The organism is Sagittula salina, from assembly GCF_017813235.1.
GTDB lineage: Bacteria > Pseudomonadota > Alphaproteobacteria > Rhodobacterales > Rhodobacteraceae > Sagittula > Sagittula salina.
The window spans coordinates 1-22,499 of the sequence record NZ_JAGISH010000008.1 but is presented as its reverse complement, the minus strand read 5'-3'; the positions used below and the strand labels follow the sequence as shown (position 1 = coordinate 22,499).

General features: G+C 65.2%; 27 protein-coding genes. 18 read left to right on the top strand and 9 right to left on the bottom strand.

The features are described 5' to 3' along the window. The first annotated feature begins 92 nt into the window (after window positions 1-92). From J5474_RS14475 to J5474_RS14430, 10 genes are all read left to right on the top strand, one after another. Window positions 93-845, top strand: coding sequence for a pyridoxine 5'-phosphate synthase (locus J5474_RS14475; protein ID WP_209361638.1), 753 nt, complete (start codon window positions 93-95; stop codon window positions 843-845). A 204-nt stretch (window positions 846-1,049) separates the two neighbouring features. Then, window positions 1,050-1,520 (top strand): nucleoside deaminase, encoded by a 471-nt coding sequence (locus tag J5474_RS14470; protein ID WP_209361637.1) that lies wholly within the window; start codon window positions 1,050-1,052, stop codon window positions 1,518-1,520. A gap of 34 nt (window positions 1,521-1,554) precedes the next feature. After that, window positions 1,555-2,010: a hypothetical protein gene (locus J5474_RS14465; protein WP_209361636.1), complete on the top strand. Its 456-nt coding sequence runs from the start codon at window positions 1,555-1,557 to the stop codon at window positions 2,008-2,010. 43 nt (window positions 2,011-2,053) lie between these two features. After that, on the top strand, window positions 2,054-2,458 hold the full coding sequence (gene acpS / locus J5474_RS14460) for a holo-ACP synthase (RefSeq protein ID WP_209361635.1): 405 nt from the start codon (window positions 2,054-2,056) through the stop codon (window positions 2,456-2,458). A gap of 147 nt (window positions 2,459-2,605) precedes the next feature. Continuing rightward, window positions 2,606-3,439 carry a signal peptidase I gene (gene lepB, locus J5474_RS14455; RefSeq protein WP_209361634.1) on the top strand — a complete coding sequence of 278 codons (834 nt, stop codon included), beginning with the start codon at window positions 2,606-2,608 and terminating at the stop codon, window positions 3,437-3,439. Window positions 3,440-3,443: 4 nt separating this feature from the next. After that, entirely contained in the window at window positions 3,444-4,406 is a 963-nt protein-coding gene (lepB, locus tag J5474_RS14450; protein ID WP_209361633.1) for a signal peptidase I, read from the top strand. Continuing rightward, the gene (rnc, locus tag J5474_RS14445) at window positions 4,403-5,080 is read left to right on the top strand and encodes a ribonuclease III (protein WP_209361632.1); all 678 of its coding nucleotides are present in this window, start codon (window positions 4,403-4,405) and stop codon (window positions 5,078-5,080) included. Before lepB (J5474_RS14450) ends, rnc begins: the two co-directional genes overlap by 4 nt. Before the next feature lie 205 nt (window positions 5,081-5,285). After that, window positions 5,286-6,179 (top strand): DMT family transporter, encoded by an 894-nt coding sequence (locus J5474_RS14440; RefSeq protein ID WP_209361631.1) that lies wholly within the window; start codon window positions 5,286-5,288, stop codon window positions 6,177-6,179. 298 nt (window positions 6,180-6,477) lie between these two features. After that, entirely contained in the window at window positions 6,478-7,386 is a 909-nt protein-coding gene (gene era / locus J5474_RS14435; protein WP_209361630.1) for a GTPase Era, read from the top strand. 175 nt (window positions 7,387-7,561) lie between these two features. Beyond that, a complete protein-coding gene (locus J5474_RS14430) occupies window positions 7,562-7,894 on the top strand; it encodes a DUF1491 family protein (protein WP_209361839.1) in 333 nt (110 codons plus the stop codon). 53 nt (window positions 7,895-7,947) lie between these two features. Here the strand turns inward: J5474_RS14430 and J5474_RS23295 are convergent, their stop codons facing one another. Continuing rightward, on the bottom strand, window positions 7,948-8,448 hold the full coding sequence (locus tag J5474_RS23295; protein WP_425342891.1) for a hypothetical protein: 501 nt from the start codon (window positions 8,446-8,448) through the stop codon (window positions 7,948-7,950). Between the two features lie 474 nt (window positions 8,449-8,922). Here J5474_RS23295 and recO point away from each other — a divergent pair, with 474 nt between their 5' ends. The 6 genes from recO to J5474_RS14395 all read left to right on the top strand — a co-directional run bounded on the left by recO (window position 8,923) and on the right by J5474_RS14395 (window position 13,005). Continuing rightward, window positions 8,923-9,663: a DNA repair protein RecO gene (gene recO / locus J5474_RS14420; RefSeq protein WP_209361628.1), complete on the top strand. Its 741-nt coding sequence runs from the start codon at window positions 8,923-8,925 to the stop codon at window positions 9,661-9,663. 55 nt (window positions 9,664-9,718) lie between these two features. Beyond that, window positions 9,719-10,555: a DUF305 domain-containing protein gene (locus J5474_RS14415; RefSeq protein ID WP_209361627.1), complete on the top strand. Its 837-nt coding sequence runs from the start codon at window positions 9,719-9,721 to the stop codon at window positions 10,553-10,555. 216 nt (window positions 10,556-10,771) lie between these two features. Continuing rightward, on the top strand, window positions 10,772-11,437 hold the full coding sequence (gene pgsA / locus J5474_RS14410) for a CDP-diacylglycerol--glycerol-3-phosphate 3-phosphatidyltransferase (RefSeq protein WP_209361626.1): 666 nt from the start codon (window positions 10,772-10,774) through the stop codon (window positions 11,435-11,437). Then, the gene (moaD, locus tag J5474_RS14405) at window positions 11,437-11,682 is read left to right on the top strand and encodes a molybdopterin converting factor subunit 1 (RefSeq protein ID WP_209361625.1); all 246 of its coding nucleotides are present in this window, start codon (window positions 11,437-11,439) and stop codon (window positions 11,680-11,682) included. The genes pgsA and moaD overlap by 1 nt, the downstream gene beginning before the upstream one ends. A gap of 27 nt (window positions 11,683-11,709) precedes the next feature. Continuing rightward, complete coding sequence (locus tag J5474_RS14400; RefSeq protein ID WP_209361624.1) at window positions 11,710-12,150, top strand: molybdenum cofactor biosynthesis protein MoaE; 441 nt, start codon at window positions 11,710-11,712, stop codon at window positions 12,148-12,150. Window positions 12,151-12,237: 87 nt separating this feature from the next. Then, window positions 12,238-13,005 (top strand): FadR/GntR family transcriptional regulator, encoded by a 768-nt coding sequence (locus J5474_RS14395; protein WP_209361623.1) that lies wholly within the window; start codon window positions 12,238-12,240, stop codon window positions 13,003-13,005. A gap of 399 nt (window positions 13,006-13,404) precedes the next feature. Here the strand turns inward: J5474_RS14395 and bfr are convergent, their stop codons facing one another. The 4 genes from bfr to J5474_RS14375 all read right to left on the bottom strand — a co-directional run bounded on the left by bfr (window position 13,405) and on the right by J5474_RS14375 (window position 16,215). Beyond that, the gene (gene bfr, locus J5474_RS14390; protein WP_209361622.1) at window positions 13,405-13,887 is read right to left on the bottom strand and encodes a bacterioferritin; all 483 of its coding nucleotides are present in this window, start codon (window positions 13,885-13,887) and stop codon (window positions 13,405-13,407) included. A gap of 177 nt (window positions 13,888-14,064) precedes the next feature. After that, on the bottom strand, window positions 14,065-14,307 hold the full coding sequence (locus tag J5474_RS14385) for a (2Fe-2S)-binding protein (protein ID WP_209361621.1): 243 nt from the start codon (window positions 14,305-14,307) through the stop codon (window positions 14,065-14,067). A 205-nt stretch (window positions 14,308-14,512) separates the two neighbouring features. After that, a complete protein-coding gene (locus J5474_RS14380) occupies window positions 14,513-15,853 on the bottom strand; it encodes an ammonium transporter (protein WP_209361620.1) in 1,341 nt (446 codons plus the stop codon). Window positions 15,854-15,876: 23 nt separating this feature from the next. Beyond that, entirely contained in the window at window positions 15,877-16,215 is a 339-nt protein-coding gene (locus J5474_RS14375) for a P-II family nitrogen regulator (RefSeq protein WP_209361619.1), read from the bottom strand. A 286-nt stretch (window positions 16,216-16,501) separates the two neighbouring features. Here J5474_RS14375 and J5474_RS14370 point away from each other — a divergent pair, with 286 nt between their 5' ends. Then, the gene (locus J5474_RS14370) at window positions 16,502-18,688 is read left to right on the top strand and encodes a transglycosylase domain-containing protein (protein ID WP_209361618.1); all 2,187 of its coding nucleotides are present in this window, start codon (window positions 16,502-16,504) and stop codon (window positions 18,686-18,688) included. Between the two features lie 216 nt (window positions 18,689-18,904). On the opposite strand, the gene J5474_RS14365 is transcribed toward J5474_RS14370, so the two are convergent. The 3 genes from J5474_RS14365 to J5474_RS14355 form a co-directional block, all read right to left on the bottom strand. Beyond that, entirely contained in the window at window positions 18,905-19,360 is a 456-nt protein-coding gene (locus J5474_RS14365) for a hypothetical protein (RefSeq protein ID WP_209361617.1), read from the bottom strand. 311 nt (window positions 19,361-19,671) lie between these two features. Next, complete coding sequence (locus J5474_RS14360; RefSeq protein ID WP_209361616.1) at window positions 19,672-20,331, bottom strand: histidine phosphatase family protein; 660 nt, start codon at window positions 20,329-20,331, stop codon at window positions 19,672-19,674. Between the two features lie 78 nt (window positions 20,332-20,409). Beyond that, window positions 20,410-21,099 carry a hypothetical protein gene (locus J5474_RS14355; RefSeq protein ID WP_209361615.1) on the bottom strand — a complete coding sequence of 230 codons (690 nt, stop codon included), beginning with the start codon at window positions 21,097-21,099 and terminating at the stop codon, window positions 20,410-20,412. A gap of 155 nt (window positions 21,100-21,254) precedes the next feature. Here J5474_RS14355 and map point away from each other — a divergent pair, with 155 nt between their 5' ends. Beyond that, window positions 21,255-22,064 carry a type I methionyl aminopeptidase gene (gene map, locus J5474_RS14350; protein ID WP_209361614.1) on the top strand — a complete coding sequence of 270 codons (810 nt, stop codon included), beginning with the start codon at window positions 21,255-21,257 and terminating at the stop codon, window positions 22,062-22,064. Window positions 22,065-22,281: 217 nt separating this feature from the next. On the opposite strand, the gene J5474_RS23150 is transcribed toward map, so the two are convergent. Then, window positions 22,282-22,464: a transposase gene (locus J5474_RS23150; RefSeq protein WP_342454043.1), complete on the bottom strand. Its 183-nt coding sequence runs from the start codon at window positions 22,462-22,464 to the stop codon at window positions 22,282-22,284. Between the last annotated feature and the right edge of the window lie 35 nt (window positions 22,465-22,499).

Below are 22,499 nucleotides of genomic sequence, written 5' to 3'. Positions count from 1 at the left end.
ACGCGTGCACTGTACCGATACGCAAAAGACGTTTCCATTCCCGCACGGCCCGCTTACGTTTTGATCAAATCCGCCACTCGGGGAGCCAGGACATGACCCAATACGAAGGACGCCTCCGTCTCGGCGTCAACATCGACCACGTCGCCACCGTTCGCAACGCCCGTGGCGGAGATTACCCCGATCCGATCCGCGCCGCCAAACTGGCAGAAGACGCCGGAGCCGACGGAATCACCGCCCACCTGCGCGAAGATCGCCGCCACATCACAGACCGCGATATCGACGGGCTGATGGAAGCTCTCAGCGTGCCGCTGAACTTCGAAATGGCCGCCACGGAGGAAATGCAACGCATCGCGCTTCGCCACAAGCCACATGCCGTCTGCATTGTCCCCGAAAAGCGCGAGGAACGCACCACCGAAGGCGGGCTCGAAGTCGCCAACGACGAGAACCGCCTCGCCCACTTCATCGCCCCTCTGCGCGATGCAGGCTGCCGGGTTTCGATCTTCATCGCCGCCGACCGCCGCCAGATCGACGCCGCCCATCGTATCGGCGCACAGGTGATCGAACTGCACACCGGTGGCTATTGCGACAGCTATGCGGAGGGCGACATGGACGCCCACCGCGCCGAACTGGAAAAGATGCGCGAGATGTCCACCTACGCTCATTCCCTCGGGCTCGAGGTCCACGCGGGTCACGGCCTGACCTACGACACCGTGAAACCCGTTGCGGCCTTTCCCGAGGTGATGGAACTCAACATCGGCCACTTTCTGATCGGCGAGGCCATCTTCCGAGGCCTCGCCCCCGCCATCACGGAGATGCGCCGCCTCATGGAAGACGCGCGGGCCTGAGCTTGCGGCGGGGGGCCAGCCCCCCGGCCCCCCGGCCCCCCGGCGTCTTACGACCAAAAAGAAGGAGAAGCTCGTACTCCTGTTTCTCACTTGTGCAAATGCTCCGGAGGAGGCCGGAGGCGGAGCCACCTTCCCCGACCGCCGCGCAGTGCAACCTCCCCACCCCGCCCGCGTTCTCCTTTCGACCTGATCGGAGGACAGCCCATGACCACTCCCACCTCGGCAGAGATCGCCGTGATGAACGACCTTCTGGACCGCGCGCTGGCGGAGAAGGGCAGTGGCGGACGCGCCGGTATCGCCGCTGCCGTCATGCGCGGCGACACCCTGATCGCACGCGGCCTGAACGAGGTTCACCTTGACCATGACCCCACTCGCCACGCGGAGATCGTCGCTCTCTCGGGTGCCGCCCGCGCCGCGCGCGATCCCGACTTGTCCGGCTGCACCTTGCTGTCGACCCTCCAGCCCTGCGAGATGTGTCTCGCGGCCATGCGTTTCGCCGGTATCCGGCGCGTAGTCTATGCCGCGCAGAAACCGGGGGTGAAGATTGATAAGTACTTTGCCTTCCCCGGTCTTGACCTCGCCGATTTCCACGCAGCGGACGCGGAAGGCTTTACCGCCATCGGCGGGTTGTGCGAACATCGCATCATCCACGTCTACGCGGCCGGAGACGACTGACCGGCGACGGACGGCCCTGCCGGAGCACTGTGTCATGTTCAGAATCCTTGCCGCCATCGGCCTGATCGCGGCCCCCGCCGCCGCGCAGGAGGGCCTTGCCCCCACCGTCATGGACTGCGACTGGCAGTCCAGCGCACAATTCGTCGCCGAACCCTGGGAGGCCAACACCCGAACCTTCGCCAATGGCCGGACCCGGCTTGCGCTGATCGACACGGTCGAACCCGTCGGCGGCTGGGCCTGGCTGATGATCCTCTCGCCGCCGCACGACGAGTTGGGCTTCCGGCAGTGCCGCATGGTTGGCAACAATGGCATGGGCTTCTCGCGGCTGGACTTCGACATGCTCAGCGCCGACTACGATCCCGCGCGCGGATTGATTTTCGATGTGCCCGCAGGCTGGTACATGGACGGCACCGACGATGACCCGTGGCAATGGATTCGCATAACACTGAACCAGCTCACCGGGGATATCGCCATCGAGGTGCCGCACTGACGCCCTCTTGCGTAGGATCCGCCGCGCCGCTAGGCCCTGCGTCATGATCCTTGGCATCGGCACAGACCTCGCGAACATCGCGCGAATCCAATCCACACTGGACCGCTTTGGCGATCGCTTTCGCAACCGCGTCTTCACCGAGACCGAGCAGCGCAAGGCGGAACGCCGCGCCGACGTCGCAGGCACCTATGCAAAACGCTGGGCCGCGAAGGAAGCCTGCTCCAAGGCGCTCGGCACCGGCCTGCGCATGGGTATAGCGTGGAAGGACATGGCGGTGTCCAACCTATCCACCGGGCAGCCCGTGATGCACCTGACCGGCTGGGCCGCGGAGCGGCTGTCGCAGATGACGCCGCCGGGGCACGAGGCCATCGTGCACGTCACCCTCACCGACGATCACCCCTGGGCGCAGGCCTTTGTCGTGATCGAGGCGCGGCCGTTCGAAACCTGACCCGTCAGACCCCAAGAAGCCACGCATGGCCATTGGATCATGGCGCCGGCACCCCCGCTGACCAGGGCGCAACCTCACGGCCTCTCGCCTTGACACGCCTGCCGCCTCGCCCCATCAAGCACGCGGGAATTCAACGAGGGGCATTTCATGGCAACCGAAGAGAAAAAGGGCGGAATCGTCGAGACGATCAAGACCATCGTCTACGCACTGCTTATCGCGGGCGTCTTTCGCACCTTTCTGTTCCAGCCCTTCTGGATTCCGTCGGGGTCGATGAAGGACACGTTGCTGATCGGCGACTTCCTCTTCGTCAACAAGATGGCCTACGGTTATTCCTATGCCTCCTGCCCGTCCGTGGTGATCCCGCGTTTTGGCGTCGACGTCGATGCACATGACATCTGCGGCTGGGCCGACGGCGACAACACCCGACTGTTCGGCAGCCAGCCGCAGCGCGGCGACGTGGTGGTCTTCCGTCACCCGACCTCCGGGCGTGATTTCATCAAGCGGCTGATCGGCCTGCCCGGCGACAAGATCCAGGTTCGCGATGGCATCCTATACATCAACGGCCAGCCTGTGGAGATCCAGCCCGCCGGCACCTTCGAAGAAGTCCAGAAGCCCCAGGGTCCGCAGGGCCTGCGTCCGCGCTGTGAAAACGGCCCCGTGGGCGAAGGCGGCATCTGCATCAAGACCCGCCTGAAGGAAACCCTGCCCGGCGGCGTTACCCACGACATCCTCAACATCGGCGATCAGGCATCAGACCACACCGGAGTCTACGAGGTGCCCGAGGGCCACTTCTTCTTCATGGGCGACAATCGCGACAATTCGGCGGACAGCCGCATCGCTTCGATGGTGGGCGGCGTCGGCATGGTTCCCTTTGAAAACCTGATCGGTCGCGCCGACCGCGTCATGTTCTCCTCGGCGGGCCGCTCCATGCTGTTCTTCTGGACCTGGCGCAAGGATCGCTTCTTCGAGGCCATCGAGTAAGTTAATGTGCTGGCTGCGCGCAGGTCTCGACTGGCGCGGTCTTTCGGGGCGGGGCACCTTCGGGCTGGCGCTGTTATTTGCACTCGCCCTGCCCGCCACGGCCTTTGCCCTGCCGGAGTTCTCCGGCCCCCGCATCCTTCTGACGCTTCTCGCCGGACTGGCCGTGGCGCTTTTCTACGGCCACGCAAGGCGCCGTTTGCGGGCCACGGGGCTGTCGGGCTGGTGGCTGGCCGTGATGCCCCTGCCCGTGCTGGGTCAGGCCCTGAGCCTCTGGCTACTCTTCCGCCCCGCCCGGGTCGAGGTCACCCCCGGCGCCTTTTCCCGCACGGCCCGCGCACTGGTCTGGATCATGGCGGCCTTCGTCGCCTCCCGCGCGATCTGGGCGCCCTATGCCATCGCCAGCGGCAGCATGAAACCGGCCCTCCTCCCCGGCGACACCATCCTCGCCACCCCACTCCTGCGGGCGCCGCGCGCCGGCGACGTGCTGCTGTTTACGCACCCCATACCGGGTACGGCGTTGGTCAAACGCGTCATCGGCCTGCCCGGCGATACGGTCCGCCTGCAGGGCGGGGTGGTTTTTGTAAACGGCCGGGATTGGCCGCAGATCCCGGCGGGCGAGTACGCGGAACCGCTGACCCCCGCCCCGGGGCTGGAACGCCCGCTCTGCGCCACCGTGCGGGGTGAAACCTGCCTGAAGCCGATGTTCCGCGAGCAGCTTCCCGACGGTCGCGCGCAAATCGTGCTGGACATCGGTCCGCAATCCTCGGACAACACCGCCCTCATCACCGTCCCCGCCGGGCATATGTTCGTCATGGGCGACAACCGCGACAACTCGCTCGACAGCCGCGTTGCACGCGGCACGATGGGCCTCGGCCCTGTGGCCATGGACAGCATCATCGGGCGGGCGCGCTGGGTCGTCCTGCGCAGGCAGCCGGGCGCGGCACGCGCGCCATGGAGGATCGAATGAAACTATCCGCCGAGGTAAAGGCGCTGGAAACCCGCCTCGGGCATACCTTTCAGGACAAGGCCCGCCTGCGCCGCGCGCTGACGCATTCCTCCATGTCCTCCACCACGCGCGAGGACAACCAGCGGCTGGAGTTCCTCGGTGATCGCGTGCTTGGCCTTGTCATGGCCGAGGCGCTTCTTGCCCACGACCGCGCCGCCTCCGAAGGACAACTCGCGCCGCGCTACAACGCGCTGGTGCGCAAGGAAACCTGCGCCGACGTGGCACGCGAAGTCGGCATCGGAGAGGCGCTGAAATTGGGCCGGTCCGAGCAGATGTCCGGGGGCCGCCGCAAACAGGCGCTTCTGGGCGACGCGATGGAGGCGGTAATTGCCGCCATCTACCTCGACGCGGGCTTCGAGGTCGCGCGGGACATGATACTGCGGCTTTGGGGCGACCGCATCGAAGGCGTCGACGAAGACGCCAAGGATGCCAAGACATCCCTGCAGGAATGGGCACAGGCCCGAAAGATGCCGCCCCCCACCTATACGGAGGTAGCCCGCAGCGGCCCCGACCACGCGCCCCTGTTCACCATCGAAGCGCGCCTCGATTCCGGCGAGACGACGCAGGCCACCGCCAGCAACAAACGTCAGGCCGAACAGGCCGCTGCCAAGGCGCTGCTGGACCGGCTTGGCTGATACGGCCCGGAAACCTCCCAGGTTTTCAGGCCGATTTTCCACGGTGGAAATCGGTTTTGCCTCAGGATGACTTCTGCGCCGGCACTCACAACCACACTCTCCCTTCAGTTGTCCTCAGAAGGCCAGAGACCTTCCAGGGCTGCACAACCCCTTGCCCCGGCGCGCGCTCCGTGACACCTCCCCGGAAAGTTTCCTGGACGTGACCATGACCGACAACCTCAAGGGCTCCCTCTTCATGATTCTCGCCATGCTGGGCTTCGGAATCGAGGACGCCTTCTTCAAGGCTGCCACCGCCACCGGCGGCATCACCGCAGGCATGGGTACGCTGCAGTTCGGCCTGCTCGCCATGGGTCTTTACGCGCTCTACGCGCGGCACACGGGCGTGCCCGTCTGGACGCCCGAATACCTGAGGAAAGGCCTGCTGATCCGCACCGCCTTCGAGATCACCGGTCGCCTGTTCTTTGCCCTGAGCCTCGCCTACACGCCGCTGTCGACCACCTCCGCCATCCTGCAAGCAGCCCCCCTGGTCGTGATGCTGGGCGCGGGGCTGATCCTTGGCGAACGCATCGGACCTGCACGCTGGATCGCCATGGCGGTTGGCTTCGCGGGGGTGCTGCTGATCGTCCGCCCGACGCCCGATGCGTTCCAGCCCAACGCGATCCTCGCCATCCTCGGCATGATCGGCTTCGCGGGCCGCGACCTCGCCACCCGCACCGCGCCGATGCACGTGCATGCCGCGCAACTGGGCGTGCTGGGCTTTGCCGTGGTCAGCTTTGCCGGGGTGGTGATCCTCGCCTTCGAACCCGCCGCGCCCACCCTGCCATCGCCCCAGGCCGCCGCGCTGATCTGCGGCACCGCCGTGGCCGGGGTCATCGGCTACACAGCGATCACATGGGCGATGCGCACCGGTGAAGTCTCCGTGGTCGCACCCTTCCGTTACACCCGCCTGCTGATCGCGCTGGTACTGGCCTATACGCTCTTCGACGAACGCCCCGATGCGTTAACCCTGGCCGGGGCTGCCCTGATTGTGGCCTCCGGGACGTGGTCGCTGATCCGCGACGGGCGACGGCTGAGGCACGGGCCGATCACCAAAAGGTGATCGCCTTTCGTTCGCACAGGGCGCGGGTCGCGCCCGCTGGGCAAAAATGCCCCTCACTGAGTCCGAAGTTCCCGATTCGCCCCTTCCATCGCATTCCGCGCAAAGGGTCCCGAAACGCCCGTTCAGCGCCCTTCCCGGCCGGGGTTCATCATGAGATCCGATCAAAGCCAGCGAACTGGCGCTGCGCGAAGCCCGAAGCAGACACCCCTTCCCCTTTGTGCTATGGCGAAGGCGCGCGAAACCCGCTATGGATGCGCCTTCACCCTCCTTTGGCATAGCCCGGATAGACACACGACACATGACCACACGCGCCGGTTTCATCGCCCTGATCGGAGAGCCCAACGCAGGCAAATCCACCCTCACCAACCGCATGGTCGGGGCGAAGGTTTCCATCGTGACGCATAAGGTTCAGACCACCCGCACACGCATTCGCGGCGTCGCGATGGAAGGCGACAGCCAGTTGATCTTCGTCGACACGCCCGGACTGTTCCAGCCGCGCCGCAGGCTGGATCGCGCCATGGTCGCGGCTGCGTGGGGTGGTGCCGCGGACGCCGACGTGGTGGTCCTTTTGGTAGAGGCGCACCGCGGCGTGACCGACGGCGTGGAACGCATCCTCGAAGGTCTCTCCGAGTTGCCGAAGAAGGCGAAAGTCGCACTCGCCATCAACAAGATCGACCGCGTGAAGGCAGAGGACCTGCTCGCTCTCTCCAAGGACCTCAACGAACGCTTCACCTTTCTCAATACCTTCATGATCTCCGCCGAGCGCGGCTACGGCGTCGACGATCTGCGCGCATGGCTGGCGCGTGAAATCCCCGAAGGGCCGTGGCTTTACCCCGAAGATCAGATCGCCGATCTGCCGATGCGCATGATCGCGGCAGAGATGACCCGCGAAAAGCTCACACTCCGCCTGCATCAAGAACTGCCCTACCAGCTCACGGTCGAGACGGAGAACTGGGAGGAGCGCGACGACGGCTCCGCCCGCATCGATCAGGTGATCTACGTGGCCCGTGACGGTCACAAGGGCATCGTGCTCGGCCACAAGGGCGAGACGATCAAAGCGGTCTCCAAGGCCGCGCGCGAGGAACTCGTTGAATTCCTTGGCCGAAAGGTTCACCTGTTCCTTCAGGTCAAGGTCCGCGAAAACTGGCTTGAAGAAGCCGAGCGCTACTCCGAGATGGGCCTCAATTTCAAGGACGGCAACACCTGATCCCCAGGCAGAAGCGCGCAGGGCCCCTAGGCAGAAGCGCGCAGTGCCCCTTTATCTGCCCGGCTAAAATACCTCCGGGGGGTCTCTTTCGCAGGGAGGCGGGGGCAGAGCCCCCTCCCCGCCCGCCAGACGCGCCTTGTCCGACAAGGCAGAGCCCCGCATCGACGAGAACACCATGACCGCCCGCCTTACCGCCCGCTTCTGGATCGACGCCTACCTCGCCCGTCTGCGCCTGCAGGACATACCCGCCTTCGTCACCACCCACGGCGACGACACCGCCGGTGCCGTTCTGGTGAAACTCGCCACGCTCGACGGGCAGGCGCGCGCCTTCACCCGCAGCTTCGACCTGATGACCGGCGAACGGAAATGGACGGAACTGGCCGCCGGGGCGGAGCAGGACGTGGATGAAACCATCGCCCGGCAAAGGGAATTCGATCCAGACCTCTGGGTGATCGAGGTCGAGGACCGGCAGGGACGCCACCTGCTGGACGAACCCGGGCTCGCCTGATCGCGCACCAAGGTCGCGGTCCCGTTCCGGGAAAACCCCGGCCTATCCGCCATTCATCCCGGAAAGATTCGCGCCATCTGCGCGTCGAAATGCGCCCATGTCATCGTCGCCCGGTTTCCCGCGTATCCGTGATAATGCGACCGCCCCGAAGAGTTCGGCAACCCCGCCCAAATCTTCGCCAGGTTATTCATGAAGCCCCTGCGGGTCATCACCCCCTCCCGCATCGCCGTCAGCCCCGCCTCTTCCAGCAACATATCCGCCAGCCGGTCCTGCACCGTGGGCGAAAATCGCTCCCCCACATCCAGCCCCGCCTTGCGTACCAATCCGCGCAGCGTGTCGGGAATGAACTGGTAGCGTCCGATGGCGTGCGGCTGGCCCGGTGTGGCATCGATCCATTGGTAGATATCGGCAATCGTCAACTGAGTCGGCGGCTTCGGCGGCTGGGTACGCGCGCCGTACTGGACCGCGTCATATTGCGCGCGCCCCGCCTCGGCCGCGGCGATCAGGTCGCGCAGCCGCGCGACAGGCCCGCCATCACCGGAACGGATCGGCAAGAATCCCTGCCGCCGCCCCTCCCTCAGCGGATGCGGCGCAAAGAATGAGGCCGCCGCGCGCCCGGCGAAAAGGCTCGCCCCTGCTCCGGTTGGATCAACGCTGACCTGAAGAACCTGCGCCTGACCCGCGCTTTGAGTAACAACGACCGGCCCGCCCGCCCCGGCGAGCAACGGCCTTCCCGCCCCGCTCAGGGCGCCGCGTGGTTCAAAGGAAATCGTTTGCGCCGGCACCGGGTTTGCCAGCAATATCAAAGCACCAAGAAGGCATAGCAGGGCAGCAGTCAGGTGTCGCGGCATTCTCTCTCCCTTCTGGGGTGGACCGTCGTCCAAAGGGTCTGCCACAGCTTCCTTGAGATCCCCTTGCCCCGGTCAGTATTGCGTCGAATTTGATGCAAATCGCCCGGGGCCGTGGCTGATCCAGCCCTTGCGTGTCGGGGCTTGTCCTCCCCCCAAGGCCCGCCCAGAGTGCCGCGTATGGAATGGCGGGACACGGGCATCCTTCTGGGCACGCGCAGGCACGGCGAGACATCGCTGATCCTCGACGTATTCACGCCCGAGCGCGGGCGCCATGCGGGCGTGCTGCGCGGCGGCACATCGCGCAAGATGGCCCCCCACCTGCAACCCGGCGGGCAGCTCGACCTGCGTTGGCGCGCCCGGCTGGAGGATCACATCGGCGCTTTCACCGTGGAACCGCAACGCTCCCGCGCAGCAGCGGCGATGGGCGACCGGCTGGCGCTCTCGGGGTTGAACGCCGTGGTTGCGCTGCTCCGGTTCTGCCTGCCCGAACGGGTGCCACATCCCGCGCTCTACCTGCGCTCCGAGCGCCTGCTCGACCTGCTGGGCCAGCCCGACCTCTGGCCGCTGGCCTACCTGCGCTGGGAACTGGCGCTTCTGGAGGACATGGGTTTCGCCCTCGACCTCGGGCAATGCGCCGTGACAGCGCGTACCGAGGGGCTGGTCTACGTCTCGCCGAAATCGGGGCGGGCTGTCACCGCAGAAGGCGCGGGCAACTGGATTCACCACCTGCTGCCGCTCCCTCCCGTCATGCTGGGACAGGGCGAAGCGGAAGACAGCGAGATCGCTCAGGCGCTGGATACGACCGGCTACTTCATGGAACACCGTCTGGCCCCGCAGATGGGCGACAAGCCCCTGCCGGAGGCCCGCGCCCGCCTTCTGGACCGTATTCGTGCCCGGGGGCAGCGGACCGCCCCCTAGGGCAACCAAACCGCGACACGTTGCGTTGACCCACGGACCACACAAAGGAAATGACATGCACTACGGACGTTTCGCCGCGATGATCCTTGCCTCCACGGTCGTCATGTTCGGCCTGATGTATCTCAACACCTACGCGCTCGAACATATCTTCTTCAGCGAGACGCGAATCTACATGGCGCTCCTGATGGGCGGCGTGATGGCGGTGGTGATGATGGCCTTCATGTTCGGCATGTATCCCTCGCGGAGGGTGAACCTCGGGATCATGATCGGCGGCGGCGTTGTCTTCGTCGGGACGCTGTTCCTCGTTCGCGCTCAGGTCACCGTACAGGATGCCAGCTACATGCGCGCCATGATCCCGCACCATTCCATCGCCGTGATGACATCGACCCGGGCGGAGATCTCAGACCCGCGCGTAACTGGGCTGGCCGGGGATATCGCCCTCGCTCAGCGCAAGGAGATCGCGGAAATGCGTGCACTGATCGCGGATCTGGAGGCCGGGCGCACCTCCGGGGACGTCTACGAGGATCCCGCGCCGCAGGTCGGCGACGTACAAGCCGCGCTGTCGAACACCCTCCTGTCGACCCTCGACCCCGAGCCGCTGACCCGTGAGGAGGCCGGGCAGGTTCTCGCACAGGAGGCCGAATGCACCTTCCGCTACACCCGCGCGGGCGATCCGGTTCTGTACGCTACTAGCCCCGAGGGTCCCGGCGTCATGCTGCTCAACGGTGTGCTGGTCCCGCTGGACGCGACCTCTCCCGGTCTGTGGAGCGCGGAGGGCCTCGGTATGTTCGTCGAAGAGCTTCCCGGTGCAGGCCTGCGCGCCAATGCCCGGTTGACCTTCCGACTCTCCTCCGGACCCGAGGCTGCATTTCTCGGCTTCTGGCACTGCTGATCCTGTCGGGGGGATGAAGAGTCCGGGCGCGCTCCGACACGGGGCCGCAATGTTTACCCGCTATACCCGCACAGCAAAGCCAGCCGAAAAAGGTCTCCGATGACTCATCCCTCCGACCCGCAAACCGGCTGGCAACATACCGCACGCGGAACGCCGCCGGGGCGCGGCAAACCGGCCCTCTTTCCGCCGCCCGATGAAACCGCTAAGCATACGGCGATGAAATGGACTCTGCCCAATATCCTGACGGTTCTTCGCCTGCTCGCCGCCCCCGGCGTTGGCGTCATGTTCCTTTATTTCGCCCGTCCGCTGGCGGACTGGCTGGCGCTGCTGCTCTTTATGATGGCGGCGATCACCGATTTCTTTGACGGTCACCTCGCCCGCGCCTGGAAACAGGAAACGAAGCTCGGGGCCATGCTCGACCCCATCGCGGACAAGGCGATGGTGGTGATCGCGCTCATGGTAATCGTCGGCTACTCCTCCTACAGCCCGTGGCTTGTGCTGCCCGCGACGATGATCCTCTTCAGGGAGGTCTTTGTCTCCGGCCTGCGCGAGTTTCTCGGCGCCACGGCGGGCACGCTGAGGGTGACCAAGCTGGCGAAATGGAAGACCACCTTCCAGATGGTCGCCATCGCGGTGCTGTTCAGTCAGGGCGTATTCGAACATTACCTCGTGGTATCCTCCATAGGGATGGACGACGCGATCATCGACGGCGTGCTGGATGGCACGATGGCTGACACGCAGGGCCTTCTCTGGAAGTATCACGGCATGGTCTGGGCGGCACGGATCGGGCTCATCCTGTTGTGGATCGCGGCGGCCCTGACGCTGGTGACCGGCGCGGATTACCTGCTGAAGGCCTTGCCGCATCTGAAGGAGGAAAAGTGATGCAGGTTCTCTACTTCGCTTGGGTGCGGGAACGGATCGGGCTGGCAAAGGAAATTGTCGACACGCAGGCCACCACGGTGATGGCGCTGGTCGAGGAACTGCGTGCGCGCGAGGAACGCTACGCCGCCGCCTTCGAGGACCTGTCGGCCCTGCGGGTCGCGGTGGATCAGGACCTCGCGGATTTCGACACGCCGCTCGCGGGGGTGCGCGAGGTCGCGTTCTTCCCGCCAATGACGGGGGGCTGAAATGTCGGATCGATGGGGGGCGCAAACATGAAGATCGCGGTGCAGGAGGCGCCCTTCGACTTCGGGGCAGAGGCTACGGCCTTCGCGCAGGGGCGGCATGATATGGGCGCGGTTGTCACCTTTACAGGAGTGGTGCGTGACGTGGACGGCGGGCTCGACGCGATGGAGATCGAGCATTACCCCGGCATGACCCAGCGCGCGTTGGAGCAGATCGCCACTGAGGCGATGCAGCGCTGGTCACTGGGCGATGTGCTGGTGATTCACCGTTACGGGCGGCTGGAGAAGGGCGAGCAGATCATGATGGTCGCCACCGCCGCGCCGCACCGCAAGGACGCCTTCGAGGCGGCCGAATTCCTGATGGACTACCTCAAGAGCCGCGCGCCCTTCTGGAAGAAGGAGCACCTGCGCGATGGCGCTGGCTGGGTCGCGGCAAAGGACGAGGACGAGGCCGCGCTGGACCGCTGGTAGGATCCACGTGCTCCGACCGGCCGCGCAGCACGGACTAGCCAGAGCCCTGCTGGTTTTGGTAAAAGAACCGGACCACAGGAGCCCGCCATGCCGTTCGAGAAAGTGCACCCGGAGAAGCTGTCGGCCGCCGTCGTGCGCCAGATCGAAAAGCTCATCCTGCGGGGCATCCTGCGCCCCGGCGAACGCCTGCCCTCGGAACGCGAGTTGTCCGACAAGCTCGGTGTTTCGCGGCCCAGCCTGCGTGAGGCGGTAGCAGAACTTCAGACACGCGGACTGCTGGAAACCCGTGCTGGCGCAGGGATTTTCGTCACCGACGTGCTGGGTTCGGCCTTTTCCACGGCGCTGATCGGGCTGTTTGCCAACCATGACGAGGCGGTTTTCGACTACCTGTCCTTCCGCCGCGACATGGAGGGACTGGCCGCAGAACGCGCCGCCCGCCACGGCACGGAAACCGATCTTAAGGTCATCGACGAACTGATGGCCAAGATGGAAGCCGCGCATGGCAAGCGCAACCCGGCAGAGGAGAGCCAACTCGACGCGGACTTCCACCTCGCCATCATCGAGGCCAGCCACAACGTCATCATGCTGCACATGATGCGGTCGATGTACCAGCTTCTGCGCGAAGGCGTGTTTTACAACCGGCAAATCATGTTCAAACAGCGCGCCACGCGGGAGCAACTCCTGGAACAGCACCGCGCGATCAATGCTGCCCTTCAGGCTCGCGATTCGGCAGGCGCACGCGCGGCGGTGGAGGCGCATCTGGGCTACGTCGAGGCCGCCCTGTCCGCCGACCGCAAGGCTGCCCGAAACGAGGCCATCGCTCGTCAGCGGCTCGAACGCGAAGCGGCCCGCTGACTGCGGCTGTCGGGTTAAGCCCGGGTTTCCGGACCATGGGCTTCCAACCCCGGTCCCGGCAGGCGGCCCTCCGAGCTGGCAACTCTGGACGCGCCCCATTCACATGATCGCGATCGTGTTCAAGGTATATCCTCACCGGTCGAGTGACTCATACCTGCCAGTCGTCAACCCGCCGCAACCCTTGTCAACGGCAAGTCAGCCGCATCGCACCGACCTCTCGCCGCGCCCCTCGTGATGCCTCGGAGAAATGCTCGGTCCTCCTTCTCATTGGTCCAAATACCTCCGGGGGCGCGGCCGGGCGGACCCCCCATCGCGCGCGCCAAAGGCGCGCGCGGGAGGCTGATACAGTCAGCGGAACACCCAGAACCAGACATGGCCGCAAAACCGGGTCCGGGATCGTCAGGCCTCGTCTGTCGGCTTCGCCTGCAGCTGGCCGTAAGCGGAGGCGCCGATCGTAGCCTCCAGCTCCAGCTGGGTTTCGAGGAAGTCGATGTGGCCTTCCTCATCGGCGATCAGCTCTTCGAAGAGGTTCTTCGTCACGTAATCCCCCACGGCCTCGCAGTGCTGGCGCGCCTCGATATACAGGGTGCGCGCGTCGTGTTCGGCGGCCAGATCGGATTCGAGCGTCTCGCGCAGCGTCTCGCCGATACGCAGCGAATCAAGCTTTTGCAGGTTCGGGTGCCCACCAAGAAAGATGATCCGCTCGATCAGACGATCGGCGTGGTTCATTTCCTCGATGCTTTCTTCGCGCGATTTCGCGGCGACGCGGCCAAAGCCCCAGTCTTCCTGCAACCGATAGTGCAGCCAGTATTGGCTGACAGCCGTCAGTTCGCTGCGCAGTGCCGAGTTAAGATAGTCGATGACCTTTTCGTCGCCCCTCATGGTGCCCTCTCTGGTGGTGTACGGGGACCTGGCTGAGGCCACGCGGCCATCCGGCCGCAGCCCCTGGCTGGGTTCGGTCCTGCCAGAATGACGCGAGGACGGTGAAAAGGCCAGAGGCGTCGCGCACAGGACCAAAAGGCCGGAACGGGGCTGGAGCGGTCATAAGCCCCGGAGCAGTCAGCGTGCGCGCTTCTGCAGGCGGCGCGCGGCGGCGGGGGTGAGCACCGGCACGCCGAGACTGTCGTTCTGCGCCATGGTTTCAAGAAACAGCGGCAGGCAGCCGCCGCAATCGGCCTTCTTGCCCAGCGCACGGTAGAGCTTGCCCGGAGTGATGATCGTGTCCGGGTCGGCGGCGCGCATCCAGTCCATGGCGGCATGGATGTCGCGGTCGGAAATCGCGTGGCAGTGGCAGACCATCATGAGAGACTCTCCTGTGACTGCCTTTTCATGACTGAAATAGTCAGAATTATCAAGCCCGACTGTTTCGCTTTATTCACGCCCCCCCCCCGAACACCGCAGCCGCGAATACAAGACCCCGGGCGCATCACTGCGCCCGGGGTGGGACCAGAGACCGGAGGCAGAGGGAGGAGATCCTGCCCCGGTCATCGTTCGGATGCTCCGGGCCTCAACCCTTGGAGAATTCCGGGTATGCTTCCATGCCCAGTTCAGCCATATCAAGGCCGTTGATCTCGTCTTCTTCGGCGACGCGGATTCCCATGACCATCTTCAGCACGAACCACACCACGCCCGAGGTCACGACCACGAAGATACCGACCACGAGGATGGAGTAGAGCTGCGTGGCAAGCGAGGCGTCACCGTTGGTGAAGACCACCGCGATGGTGCCGTAGATGCCACAGATCAGGTGCACCGGGATGGCGCCGACGACGTCGTCGATCTTCAGCTTGTCCAGCATCGGAACCGCAAGCACGCAAAGCACCCCGCCGAAGCCACCAATCAGGGTCGCCGAACCAAGGCCGGGGGTCAGCGGCTCTGCGGTGATCGACACAAGACCGGCCAGCGCGCCGTTCAGCACCATGGTGAGGTCCGGCTTCTTGTAGAGGATCTGCGTCAGGATCAGTGCCGCGATCGCGCCACCGGCTGCTGCTGCATTGGTATTGGCGAAGATGCGGGAGATGTCGGCCACGTTGCCTGCAGTGTTCATGTAGAGCTGCGAACCGCCATTGAAACCGAACCAGCCAAGCCACAGGATGAACGTACCCAGCGTGGCCAGCGTCAGGTTGGAACCCGGCATCGGAACCGTGCGGCCGTCCTTGTACTTGCCGATACGCGGGCCGAGGATCAGCGCGCCGGTCAGGGCCGCCCAGCCACCAACGGAGTGCACCACGGTCGAGCCCGCGAAATCGAGGAAGTCGGTCACGCTGCCGTCACCCGGCGCGAGGAAACCGCCGCCCCACTTCCAGGACGCCTGGATCGGATAGATCAGGCCCGTCAGGACAACGGTGAAGATCAGGAACGGCCAAAGCTTGATACGCTCCGCCAGGGTTCCCGACACGATGGACGCGGTGGTGGCGCAGAACATCAGCTGGAAGAAGAAATCCGAACCGACCGAAGCGTAGGTCAGATCGGTTTCCGGCGAACCGCCGACCGCTTCCATCACCGCCGGGGTGAAGGCGCCGATTACGCCCGACATGGTCCACGCGTCGCCGGGGTACATCAGGTTATAGCCGACAAGGTAGTACATCAGCGCGGCGATGGCGAAGAGCGAGACGTTCTTCAGCGCCTGCATCGTGACGTTCTTCGACCGCACAAGGCCGCATTCGAGCATCGAGAAGCCCGCGGCCATCCACATCACCAGGAAACCGGTGACGAGGAACATGAAGGTGGTGAAAATATAGCCGATCTCGCCCGAGAGCGGCAGAACCTCTGCCGCGTCTTCCTGGGCCAGCCCCAGGGTGGGCAGGGCCACCAGCACCGCAGCCGCGGCAACCGTGTTGAAGAGTTTCATTCCAGTTTTCCCCTTGAGCTGTCTCAGAGCGCGTCTGCGTCGATTTCGCCGGTGCGCACGCGGACCGCCTGCTGCACGTCGAGAACGAAGATCTTGCCATCGCCGATCTTGCCGGTCTGCGCGGTCGTCTTGATGGTTTCCACCACCTGATCCGCCATGGCGGCGGAGACGACGATCTCCAGTTTGATCTTCGGCACGAAGTTCACGGCGTATTCCGCGCCGCGGTAGATTTCGGTATGGCCGGACTGAGAGCCGAAGCCCTTGATTTCCGTCACCATCATGCCGCGCACGCCGATGCCCGTCAGCGCTTCGCGCACTTCCTCGAGCTTGAACGGCTTGATCGTTGCAATGATCAGTTTCACCTTGTTCCCCTTCGGTCTTGGCGGGGGCGGGCCCCGCTGTTGGCCCTTGAAGCAAAGGGGCGAGACCCTTCGAAAATGAAGGCTTTGGCGAATTTGCGGGCATTTTTAGAAGCCGCGTCGCACAATTTTTGCGCTTCATTCCAGTATCGCATAGTATTTAAGCAAAACAAAAACGTGAGTCAGCCATCGGAGGTGGTCAACATTCCCCGCCGGGCGGGGTAGAGTCGCGCGCAAGACAGCCACGCCCGCGCGCGCCGCGCCCGGTACAGAAGCAGAGCAGGCCCACATGAGTTCCACGCGCAAGCCCGGCAAGCTGGTAGCGGATCGCCGCTACGGCTCCCGGACGGCCACGCCGAAATCTACGCCGAAACCCACTCCCGGCAAGAAGAGCCCGAAGAAACGCCGCCCCCCTGCCCCGCGCAGACGGCGGGGGCCCGTCGGGCTGATTCTCGGTCTGTTTGGCTGGATCGTCCGGACGGTGATGAAAGTCGCGGTGACGATTGCCGTTCTGGTGGCGCTGGGGATCGGATCCTGGGTGCTGTACGTCGAATCGACGCTGCCCGAGGTGAGCGCCTTCATGGACGGGCGCGCGCGCGGATCAGTGACACTGCTGGACCGCGACGATCGGGTGTTTGCCCTGCGCGGCGACCAGTTCGGCGGTGTGGTGCACGCCGACACGATCAGCCCCCACCTGAGGAACGCAGTGATCGCTACGGAGGACAAGCGGTTCTTCAAGCACTTCGGCCTCAGCCCGCGCGGCATCGCCTCGGCCATCCGCATCAACCTGAGCGAGGGCCGCGGCCCGTTGTCCGGGCACGGCGGCTCGACCATCACGCAGCAGACGGCGAAGCTTTTGTGCCTTGGCCGGACCTACGACCCGAAGGAATGGAAGAACGAGGCGGCCTTTGTCGACGACTGTCGCCAGTCCTCGCTCGAGCGGAAGGCGAAGGAAGCGATCTTTGCCATGGCGATGGAGGTGAAATATTCGAAGGACGACATCCTTTCGATCTACCTCAACCGTGCCTACATGGGCGGCGGCGCCTACGGGGCGGAGGCGGCGGCCCAGCGCTATTTCGGCAAGCATGCCGCCGATCTGAATCCGGCAGAGGCCGCGATGATGGCGGGGCTGCTGACGGCCCCCTCCACACTCGCCCCCACCTCGAACCTCAAGCGCAGCCAGGCCCGCGCGGCCACGGTCCTGCGGCTGATGGAGGAGCAGGGATACCTCTCCGCCGGAGAGGCGCAGCACTACCAGGACAACCCCGCGACCCTTTCGGACGGGGCCGAATCGCTGGGCGGCGGCTACTTTGCCGATTGGGTGATGCAATCGGGACCGGAGATGTTCACCTCCGACGCCTCCGACGACGTCATCATCTCGACCACGCTGGACCCGCGCATCCAGAAGGCGACTTCGGACGCGGTGCTGAAAATCTTCAATGAAAAGGTCAAGGAGGGGTCGAAAGCGGAGGTCGCCGTGGTCGTCATGTCCGCCGACGGCGCGGTGCGCGGCATGGTGGGCGGGCGCGACGTGGACGCAACCGGCCTGTTCAACCGCGCTTCTCAGGCCGTGCGGCAAACTGGATCGGCGTTCAAACCCTTCATCTACGCCACCGCGCTGGAACTGGGTTATTCGCCCTACGACACGGTCACGGACGAACCCTACTGCATGAATATCCCCGGCTCCGGCGAGTGGTGCCCGGAGAACTACACCCACAACTACGCGGGCCGCGTGACCCTGACCGAGGCGTTGAAGCGGTCTCTGAACATCCCCGCGATCAAGGTTTCCGAATCGGTGGGCCGCGACCTCGTGATCAAGGTGGCGCGCGACTTCGGCATCTACCGCGACCTGCACGATACCCCCGCCATGGCGCTCGGCACGTCGGAGGCAACGTTGCTGGAGATGACCGGCGCCTACGCGGGCATCCTGAACGGCGGCTCTTCGGTGACGCCATACGGCCTGCGGGAGCTGCGGCTGAGAGGCGAGAGCGAGCCACTAATGGGATCGGGCGGCGGCATGGGCGACCGGGTGATCCAGGAGGAAGCCGCGCAGCAACTGGTCTGGATGATGGAAAAGGTCGTCGCAGAGGGCACCGGCACGCGGGCGCGGCTGGATGGTTGGCAGGTGGCGGGCAAGACGGGCACCAGTCAGGAGGCGCGCGACGCGTGGTTCGTAGGCTTCACCGCCGATTACGTCACCGGCGTCTGGATGGGCTATGACGACAACACGCCGCTGAAGGGCGTGACGGGCGGCGGCCTCCCGGCAGAGATCTGGGCCGAGGTCATGACGCATGTACAAGAAGGGCTGACGCCACGCCCCTTGCCGATGGTCGGGCCCGCCGCGCCGCTACCGCCGCCGGAACCGGAACCGCAGATGCAGGCTCAACCGGCGCCGCAACCCGCGCCCAGCCAGCAGCCGCGGGTGGGCAACTCCACGCTGGACGACGTGCTGCGCAGCATCTTTGGCGGCAACTGAGAAGCAGACTGCCTTTGACGGAAAAGAAGCGGCGCGAGGGCGCGAGGGTCAGCCCCTCGCGCCGTTTTGCTTTCCGGCTCGGCGCGCGCATGAGACGCGCACCCCGGCAGCAGTTATTGCGGCACAAGCACATGGGGGCCGCGACGCTGGCGTGGCGTGGCGCGGCGTGGGACGTTTCCAAGGGACGCGACCGAAAGCGACCGCCCCGGCCCGACCTCAGTCGAGGTAGTGCATGCAGACAGTAAGCGCGCCCGCGTTGTCCGACAGACCGTCATCGGATTCATTGATGCGGAATCGCAGGCGGGCACCCGACTCCGAGCTGTCCATCCGGAAGGCGCCAGCCTCGTCCAGCATGGTCTTGAACAACGCCCAGCTGCCACGGTGGGACGCCTCGCCCAGCGTGATTTCAAACAGCAGCGCGCCGAGGGCGGCGGAGTCTTCGATGCGATCGGCCTCCGCCTCCAGATGGCCTGGGGCGCCGACGGGCGCATGCGTGCCGTCCGAGGCTGTCCATGTGCCCGTCACCTGTACGTCCCCGACCATGCCTGCCGGGTAATCTGCCCGCTGCCATCCCTGTGTGGCGTCGATCTCGCGGCAGACGTCCCCTGCCCGAACCGTGCCGGGCAGCGCCAGCAAGATCAGGGCCAGATAGCGTGCCATAGCCTGTGTCATAGGTAACTTCCTCCGTTTTGCGACAGGTGATCCACCGCCATGCGGAACTCTGCAACCCCTGTGAGTCGCCCCGGTCCGGCAACATACCGGTCCGGCCTCCGGCGGAAGGCCTGGGCGTGGCGTCAGTCAAAGTCCGGCTTGCCCCAGCAGTCGGAAATCAGCGCGTACGCCGCAGGGGGATCGGCCGCGCGGGCGCGCGAGCGTGCGCATCTCTGGCGCAAAGCGGAAGCGATGCCGAAGGGCGCGCCGTGGACGAGCGCGTAGTGGGAAAACGGGGCATGATGTGGCGCGCGGGGGCGCCGAAGCGATGATCAGAGGTGTGAGCGCGCGAACTGGCGCTCCGGGGCCTCCAGATGCGGCAGGGCGTTGAACTGCGTCATCAACAGCCCGTCCTTCAGCGGCTGCACTCGATGAAGGGATGTATTCTCGATCGCGAGACAGGCATGCGCGGTTGCCCGCAGGTCGAGCCGCAGGACGTGCCGCAGCACCATTCCGATCACCCCACCGGATGTGACGACCAGCGCGCGGCCCTCGCCCTCCGCGATCTCCTGCAAAGCGGCGCGGGTGCGGGCCTCGAATGTCTCGAACGGTTCGGGCGGCGCCTCCACCCGGCCAGTCTGCCAGAGATCGAAAACCTTCGGCAGATGTGCGACGAAACCTTCGCGGTCGTCCGGCACGGTCAACCCATGCTGCGCCTCGACCAGCTTGGCGAGGTCAAAATAGGCCATTTCATTCAGCCGCGCGTCGCGTACAGGGGCCGCGGCGCAGTCGGCGGCGATAGCCTCTGCGGTCTCGACATGGCGGCGCAGGGTGCCACTGTAGACGCGGGCAAAGCGTTCGCCGGTGGCGCGCAAATGCTCGCCCAGCCAGCGCGCCTGCTGCCACCCCATATCGCTGAGCCGGTCGTACGCGATTTCGTCACGCGCCTGCGTGTTGGCCTGACCGTGGCGGACGAGGGTGACGTGCGACATGGGGCTGAGGTCCTTCTTTCCGGGGCGTCGGTCGCGACTTACGCCGCCCCGTGCCCGAGGGGAAGGCCCCGCGCGGCGTCACTCGGGCGTAGGGATCGTGATTGTGGGGTCGTAGGTATAAAGGGTGACCTGAAGGTCGGTGGAAGGCTCGGAGGCATAATGCGCCACACTTTCCGCCGTGTCCTGCCGCATCAGGCGCCCGGTATCGGGGTCGATATAGGCAGTATAGAGCGCACCGAACCAGGCGCCGCCCGCCTCCGGTGCCGGGTCGGTCCGTGTGACATAGGTAAATTTCACCAGACGCAACCCGTCGATTTCAACGACGCCCGCGCAATCCGTTCGGTCGAGGTTCTTCACGCTCGCCGCCATATGCGCGCGAAAGAAGGCCTCCATGTCCGGCGGGTTCTGGTTCGGCGCGGCGGTCCATGGCCCCTCCGGACTCGGCCCGGTCCATGTGTCCGGCCCGATCATCAGGATGCGATTACCACCCTCCGTACCGCCGATCATCCTCAGCGCGGTCTCGTACCGGGCCTGGTAGATCCACTTCACCGCTCCACCGGCGTCATAGGTGGTGGCCACATAGCTGTGCGGCGGCCGCGAAAAGGGGTCGAGCGCGCCGCCATCTTCAAACAGTGCCGCGATCCGGTCGCGGCAGTCCTCCGCCATAGCCGCACCCGGAAGGACCGCCGTCAGAATCGTCACCGGGATCATCGTCAGCGCCGCCCTCACACCCGCATCAAAGGCCGCAGTTCCCGAAGTCCGCCGCATCCCGCTCACCTCCCGCCAGCTTTCCGTTGCGTCACACCAGCCAGAGTTGCACGCCCTGCTCCATCTGCCAAGCGCCCCGCTCTGGCATCCGGCGATAAAACCCCCTAGATGACGGGGGCACCCACGTACCGACCACGATCCGAAGGACCGAGCCCTTGAACCAGGACCACGCAGGACGCATCACCCGGGAAGGCATCCGCATTCACGAAGCGGCGGATTTCGCAGGCATGCACGCCGCCGGCAAGATGGCGGCGCAGATTCTCGACGAAGTGGCGGCTCTGGTGGACGTGGGCCGGACCACCGGCGAACTGGACGACTTCATCACCCGGCGCGTGACGGAGCTTGGCACGGTCTCCGCCACCATTGGTTACAAGGGTTACCAGCACGCGTCCTGCATCAGCGTGAACCATGTCGTCTGCCACGGCATTCCCGGCGACAAGGTGCTGAAGGACGGCGACATCCTGAACATCGATGTGACTGTGATCAACGACGGCTGGTACGGCGACAGCTCGCGAATGTACGTGGCTGGAAAACTGTCGCGCAAGGCTGAGCGATTGATTCAGGTCACCCACGACAGCCTGATGAAGGGCATCGAGGCGGTGCGCCCCGGCAATACCTTCGGCGATATTGGCGCCGCCATTCAGGCCTACGTCGAAGGCCACCGGATGTCCGTGGTGCGCGACTTCTGCGGTCACGGGCTGGGTCGCGTCTTTCATGCACCGCCGAACGTGCTGCACTATGGCCGCCCCGGCACCGGGCCGATCCTGGAGGAAGGCATGTTCTTCACCATCGAACCCATGGTGAACCTCGGCCGCCCGGAGACGAAGGTGCTTGGCGACGACTGGACGGCGGTGACGCGGGACAAATCGCTGTCGGCGCAGTTCGAGCACTCCATCGGCGTGACAGCGGACGGCTCCGAGATATTCACCCTCTCGCCCGCTGGCCGGTTCCACCCCACCTACTGACGCCGCGCCGGCCGCACCTGCGGGAGCCTCCGGCGGGAATATTTGTCAAAGCAGAGAAACAGCGAAGAGGCGCCCCGCTTCGGTGGACGCCCCTGCTTCTTCGTGGTCCGAATACTCCGGGGGTCCGGTGACTGGCCCCTAGCCGTTCCGGTTCGTGTAATTAATTACGCAAGGTTAAGGGCTTGCGAGTAAAGCGTCCTCGGCAATGAAGAGAAATTCAATCGCCTTGGGCCTGCCCAGGGACTGCCCTGGGGTCTGGACTCATAACCCAATAAACGACGATGGCCGCGAGAGCGATGGCTGAGAGGAAGACCGTGGGACAGCGGTCGTATCGGGTGGCCACGCGCCGCCAATCCTTGAGCCTGCCGAACATGATCTCGATCACTGCCCGGCAGTGCATTGCGCAGCAATGTCACGAAAGCGGCGGTTGCGCCG

What these genes read in the sequence shown, in the direction of transcription:
- J5474_RS14475 (WP_209361638.1), top strand. Translation starts at nt 93, where the DNA reads ATGACCCAATACGAAGGACGCCTCCGTCTCGGCGTCAACATCGACCAC.
- J5474_RS14470 (WP_209361637.1), top strand. Translation starts at nt 1,050, where the DNA reads ATGACCACTCCCACCTCGGCAGAGATCGCCGTGATGAACGACCTTCTG.
- J5474_RS14465 (WP_209361636.1), top strand. Translation starts at nt 1,555, where the DNA reads ATGTTCAGAATCCTTGCCGCCATCGGCCTGATCGCGGCCCCCGCCGCC.
- acpS (WP_209361635.1), top strand. Translation starts at nt 2,054, where the DNA reads ATGATCCTTGGCATCGGCACAGACCTCGCGAACATCGCGCGAATCCAA.
- lepB (WP_209361634.1), top strand. Translation starts at nt 2,606, where the DNA reads ATGGCAACCGAAGAGAAAAAGGGCGGAATCGTCGAGACGATCAAGACC.
- lepB (WP_209361633.1), top strand. Translation starts at nt 3,444, where the DNA reads ATGTGCTGGCTGCGCGCAGGTCTCGACTGGCGCGGTCTTTCGGGGCGG.
- rnc (WP_209361632.1), top strand. Translation starts at nt 4,403, where the DNA reads ATGAAACTATCCGCCGAGGTAAAGGCGCTGGAAACCCGCCTCGGGCAT.
- J5474_RS14440 (WP_209361631.1), top strand. Translation starts at nt 5,286, where the DNA reads ATGACCGACAACCTCAAGGGCTCCCTCTTCATGATTCTCGCCATGCTG.
- era (WP_209361630.1), top strand. Translation starts at nt 6,478, where the DNA reads ATGACCACACGCGCCGGTTTCATCGCCCTGATCGGAGAGCCCAACGCA.
- J5474_RS14430 (WP_209361839.1), top strand. Translation starts at nt 7,562, where the DNA reads ATGACCGCCCGCCTTACCGCCCGCTTCTGGATCGACGCCTACCTCGCC.
- recO (WP_209361628.1), top strand. Translation starts at nt 8,923, where the DNA reads ATGGAATGGCGGGACACGGGCATCCTTCTGGGCACGCGCAGGCACGGC.
- J5474_RS14415 (WP_209361627.1), top strand. Translation starts at nt 9,719, where the DNA reads ATGCACTACGGACGTTTCGCCGCGATGATCCTTGCCTCCACGGTCGTC.
- pgsA (WP_209361626.1), top strand. Translation starts at nt 10,772, where the DNA reads ATGAAATGGACTCTGCCCAATATCCTGACGGTTCTTCGCCTGCTCGCC.
- moaD (WP_209361625.1), top strand. Translation starts at nt 11,437, where the DNA reads ATGCAGGTTCTCTACTTCGCTTGGGTGCGGGAACGGATCGGGCTGGCA.
- J5474_RS14400 (WP_209361624.1), top strand. Translation starts at nt 11,710, where the DNA reads ATGAAGATCGCGGTGCAGGAGGCGCCCTTCGACTTCGGGGCAGAGGCT.
- J5474_RS14395 (WP_209361623.1), top strand. Translation starts at nt 12,238, where the DNA reads ATGCCGTTCGAGAAAGTGCACCCGGAGAAGCTGTCGGCCGCCGTCGTG.
- bfr (WP_209361622.1), bottom strand. Translation starts at nt 13,887, where the DNA reads ATGAGGGGCGACGAAAAGGTCATCGACTATCTTAACTCGGCACTGCGC.
- J5474_RS14385 (WP_209361621.1), bottom strand. Translation starts at nt 14,307, where the DNA reads ATGATGGTCTGCCACTGCCACGCGATTTCCGACCGCGACATCCATGCC.
- J5474_RS14380 (WP_209361620.1), bottom strand. Translation starts at nt 15,853, where the DNA reads ATGAAACTCTTCAACACGGTTGCCGCGGCTGCGGTGCTGGTGGCCCTG.
- J5474_RS14370 (WP_209361618.1), top strand. Translation starts at nt 16,502, where the DNA reads ATGAGTTCCACGCGCAAGCCCGGCAAGCTGGTAGCGGATCGCCGCTAC.
- J5474_RS14365 (WP_209361617.1), bottom strand. Translation starts at nt 19,360, where the DNA reads ATGACACAGGCTATGGCACGCTATCTGGCCCTGATCTTGCTGGCGCTG.
- J5474_RS14360 (WP_209361616.1), bottom strand. Translation starts at nt 20,331, where the DNA reads ATGTCGCACGTCACCCTCGTCCGCCACGGTCAGGCCAACACGCAGGCG.
- J5474_RS14355 (WP_209361615.1), bottom strand. Translation starts at nt 21,099, where the DNA reads ATGCGGCGGACTTCGGGAACTGCGGCCTTTGATGCGGGTGTGAGGGCG.
- J5474_RS23150 (WP_342454043.1), bottom strand. Translation starts at nt 22,464, where the DNA reads ATGCACTGCCGGGCAGTGATCGAGATCATGTTCGGCAGGCTCAAGGAT.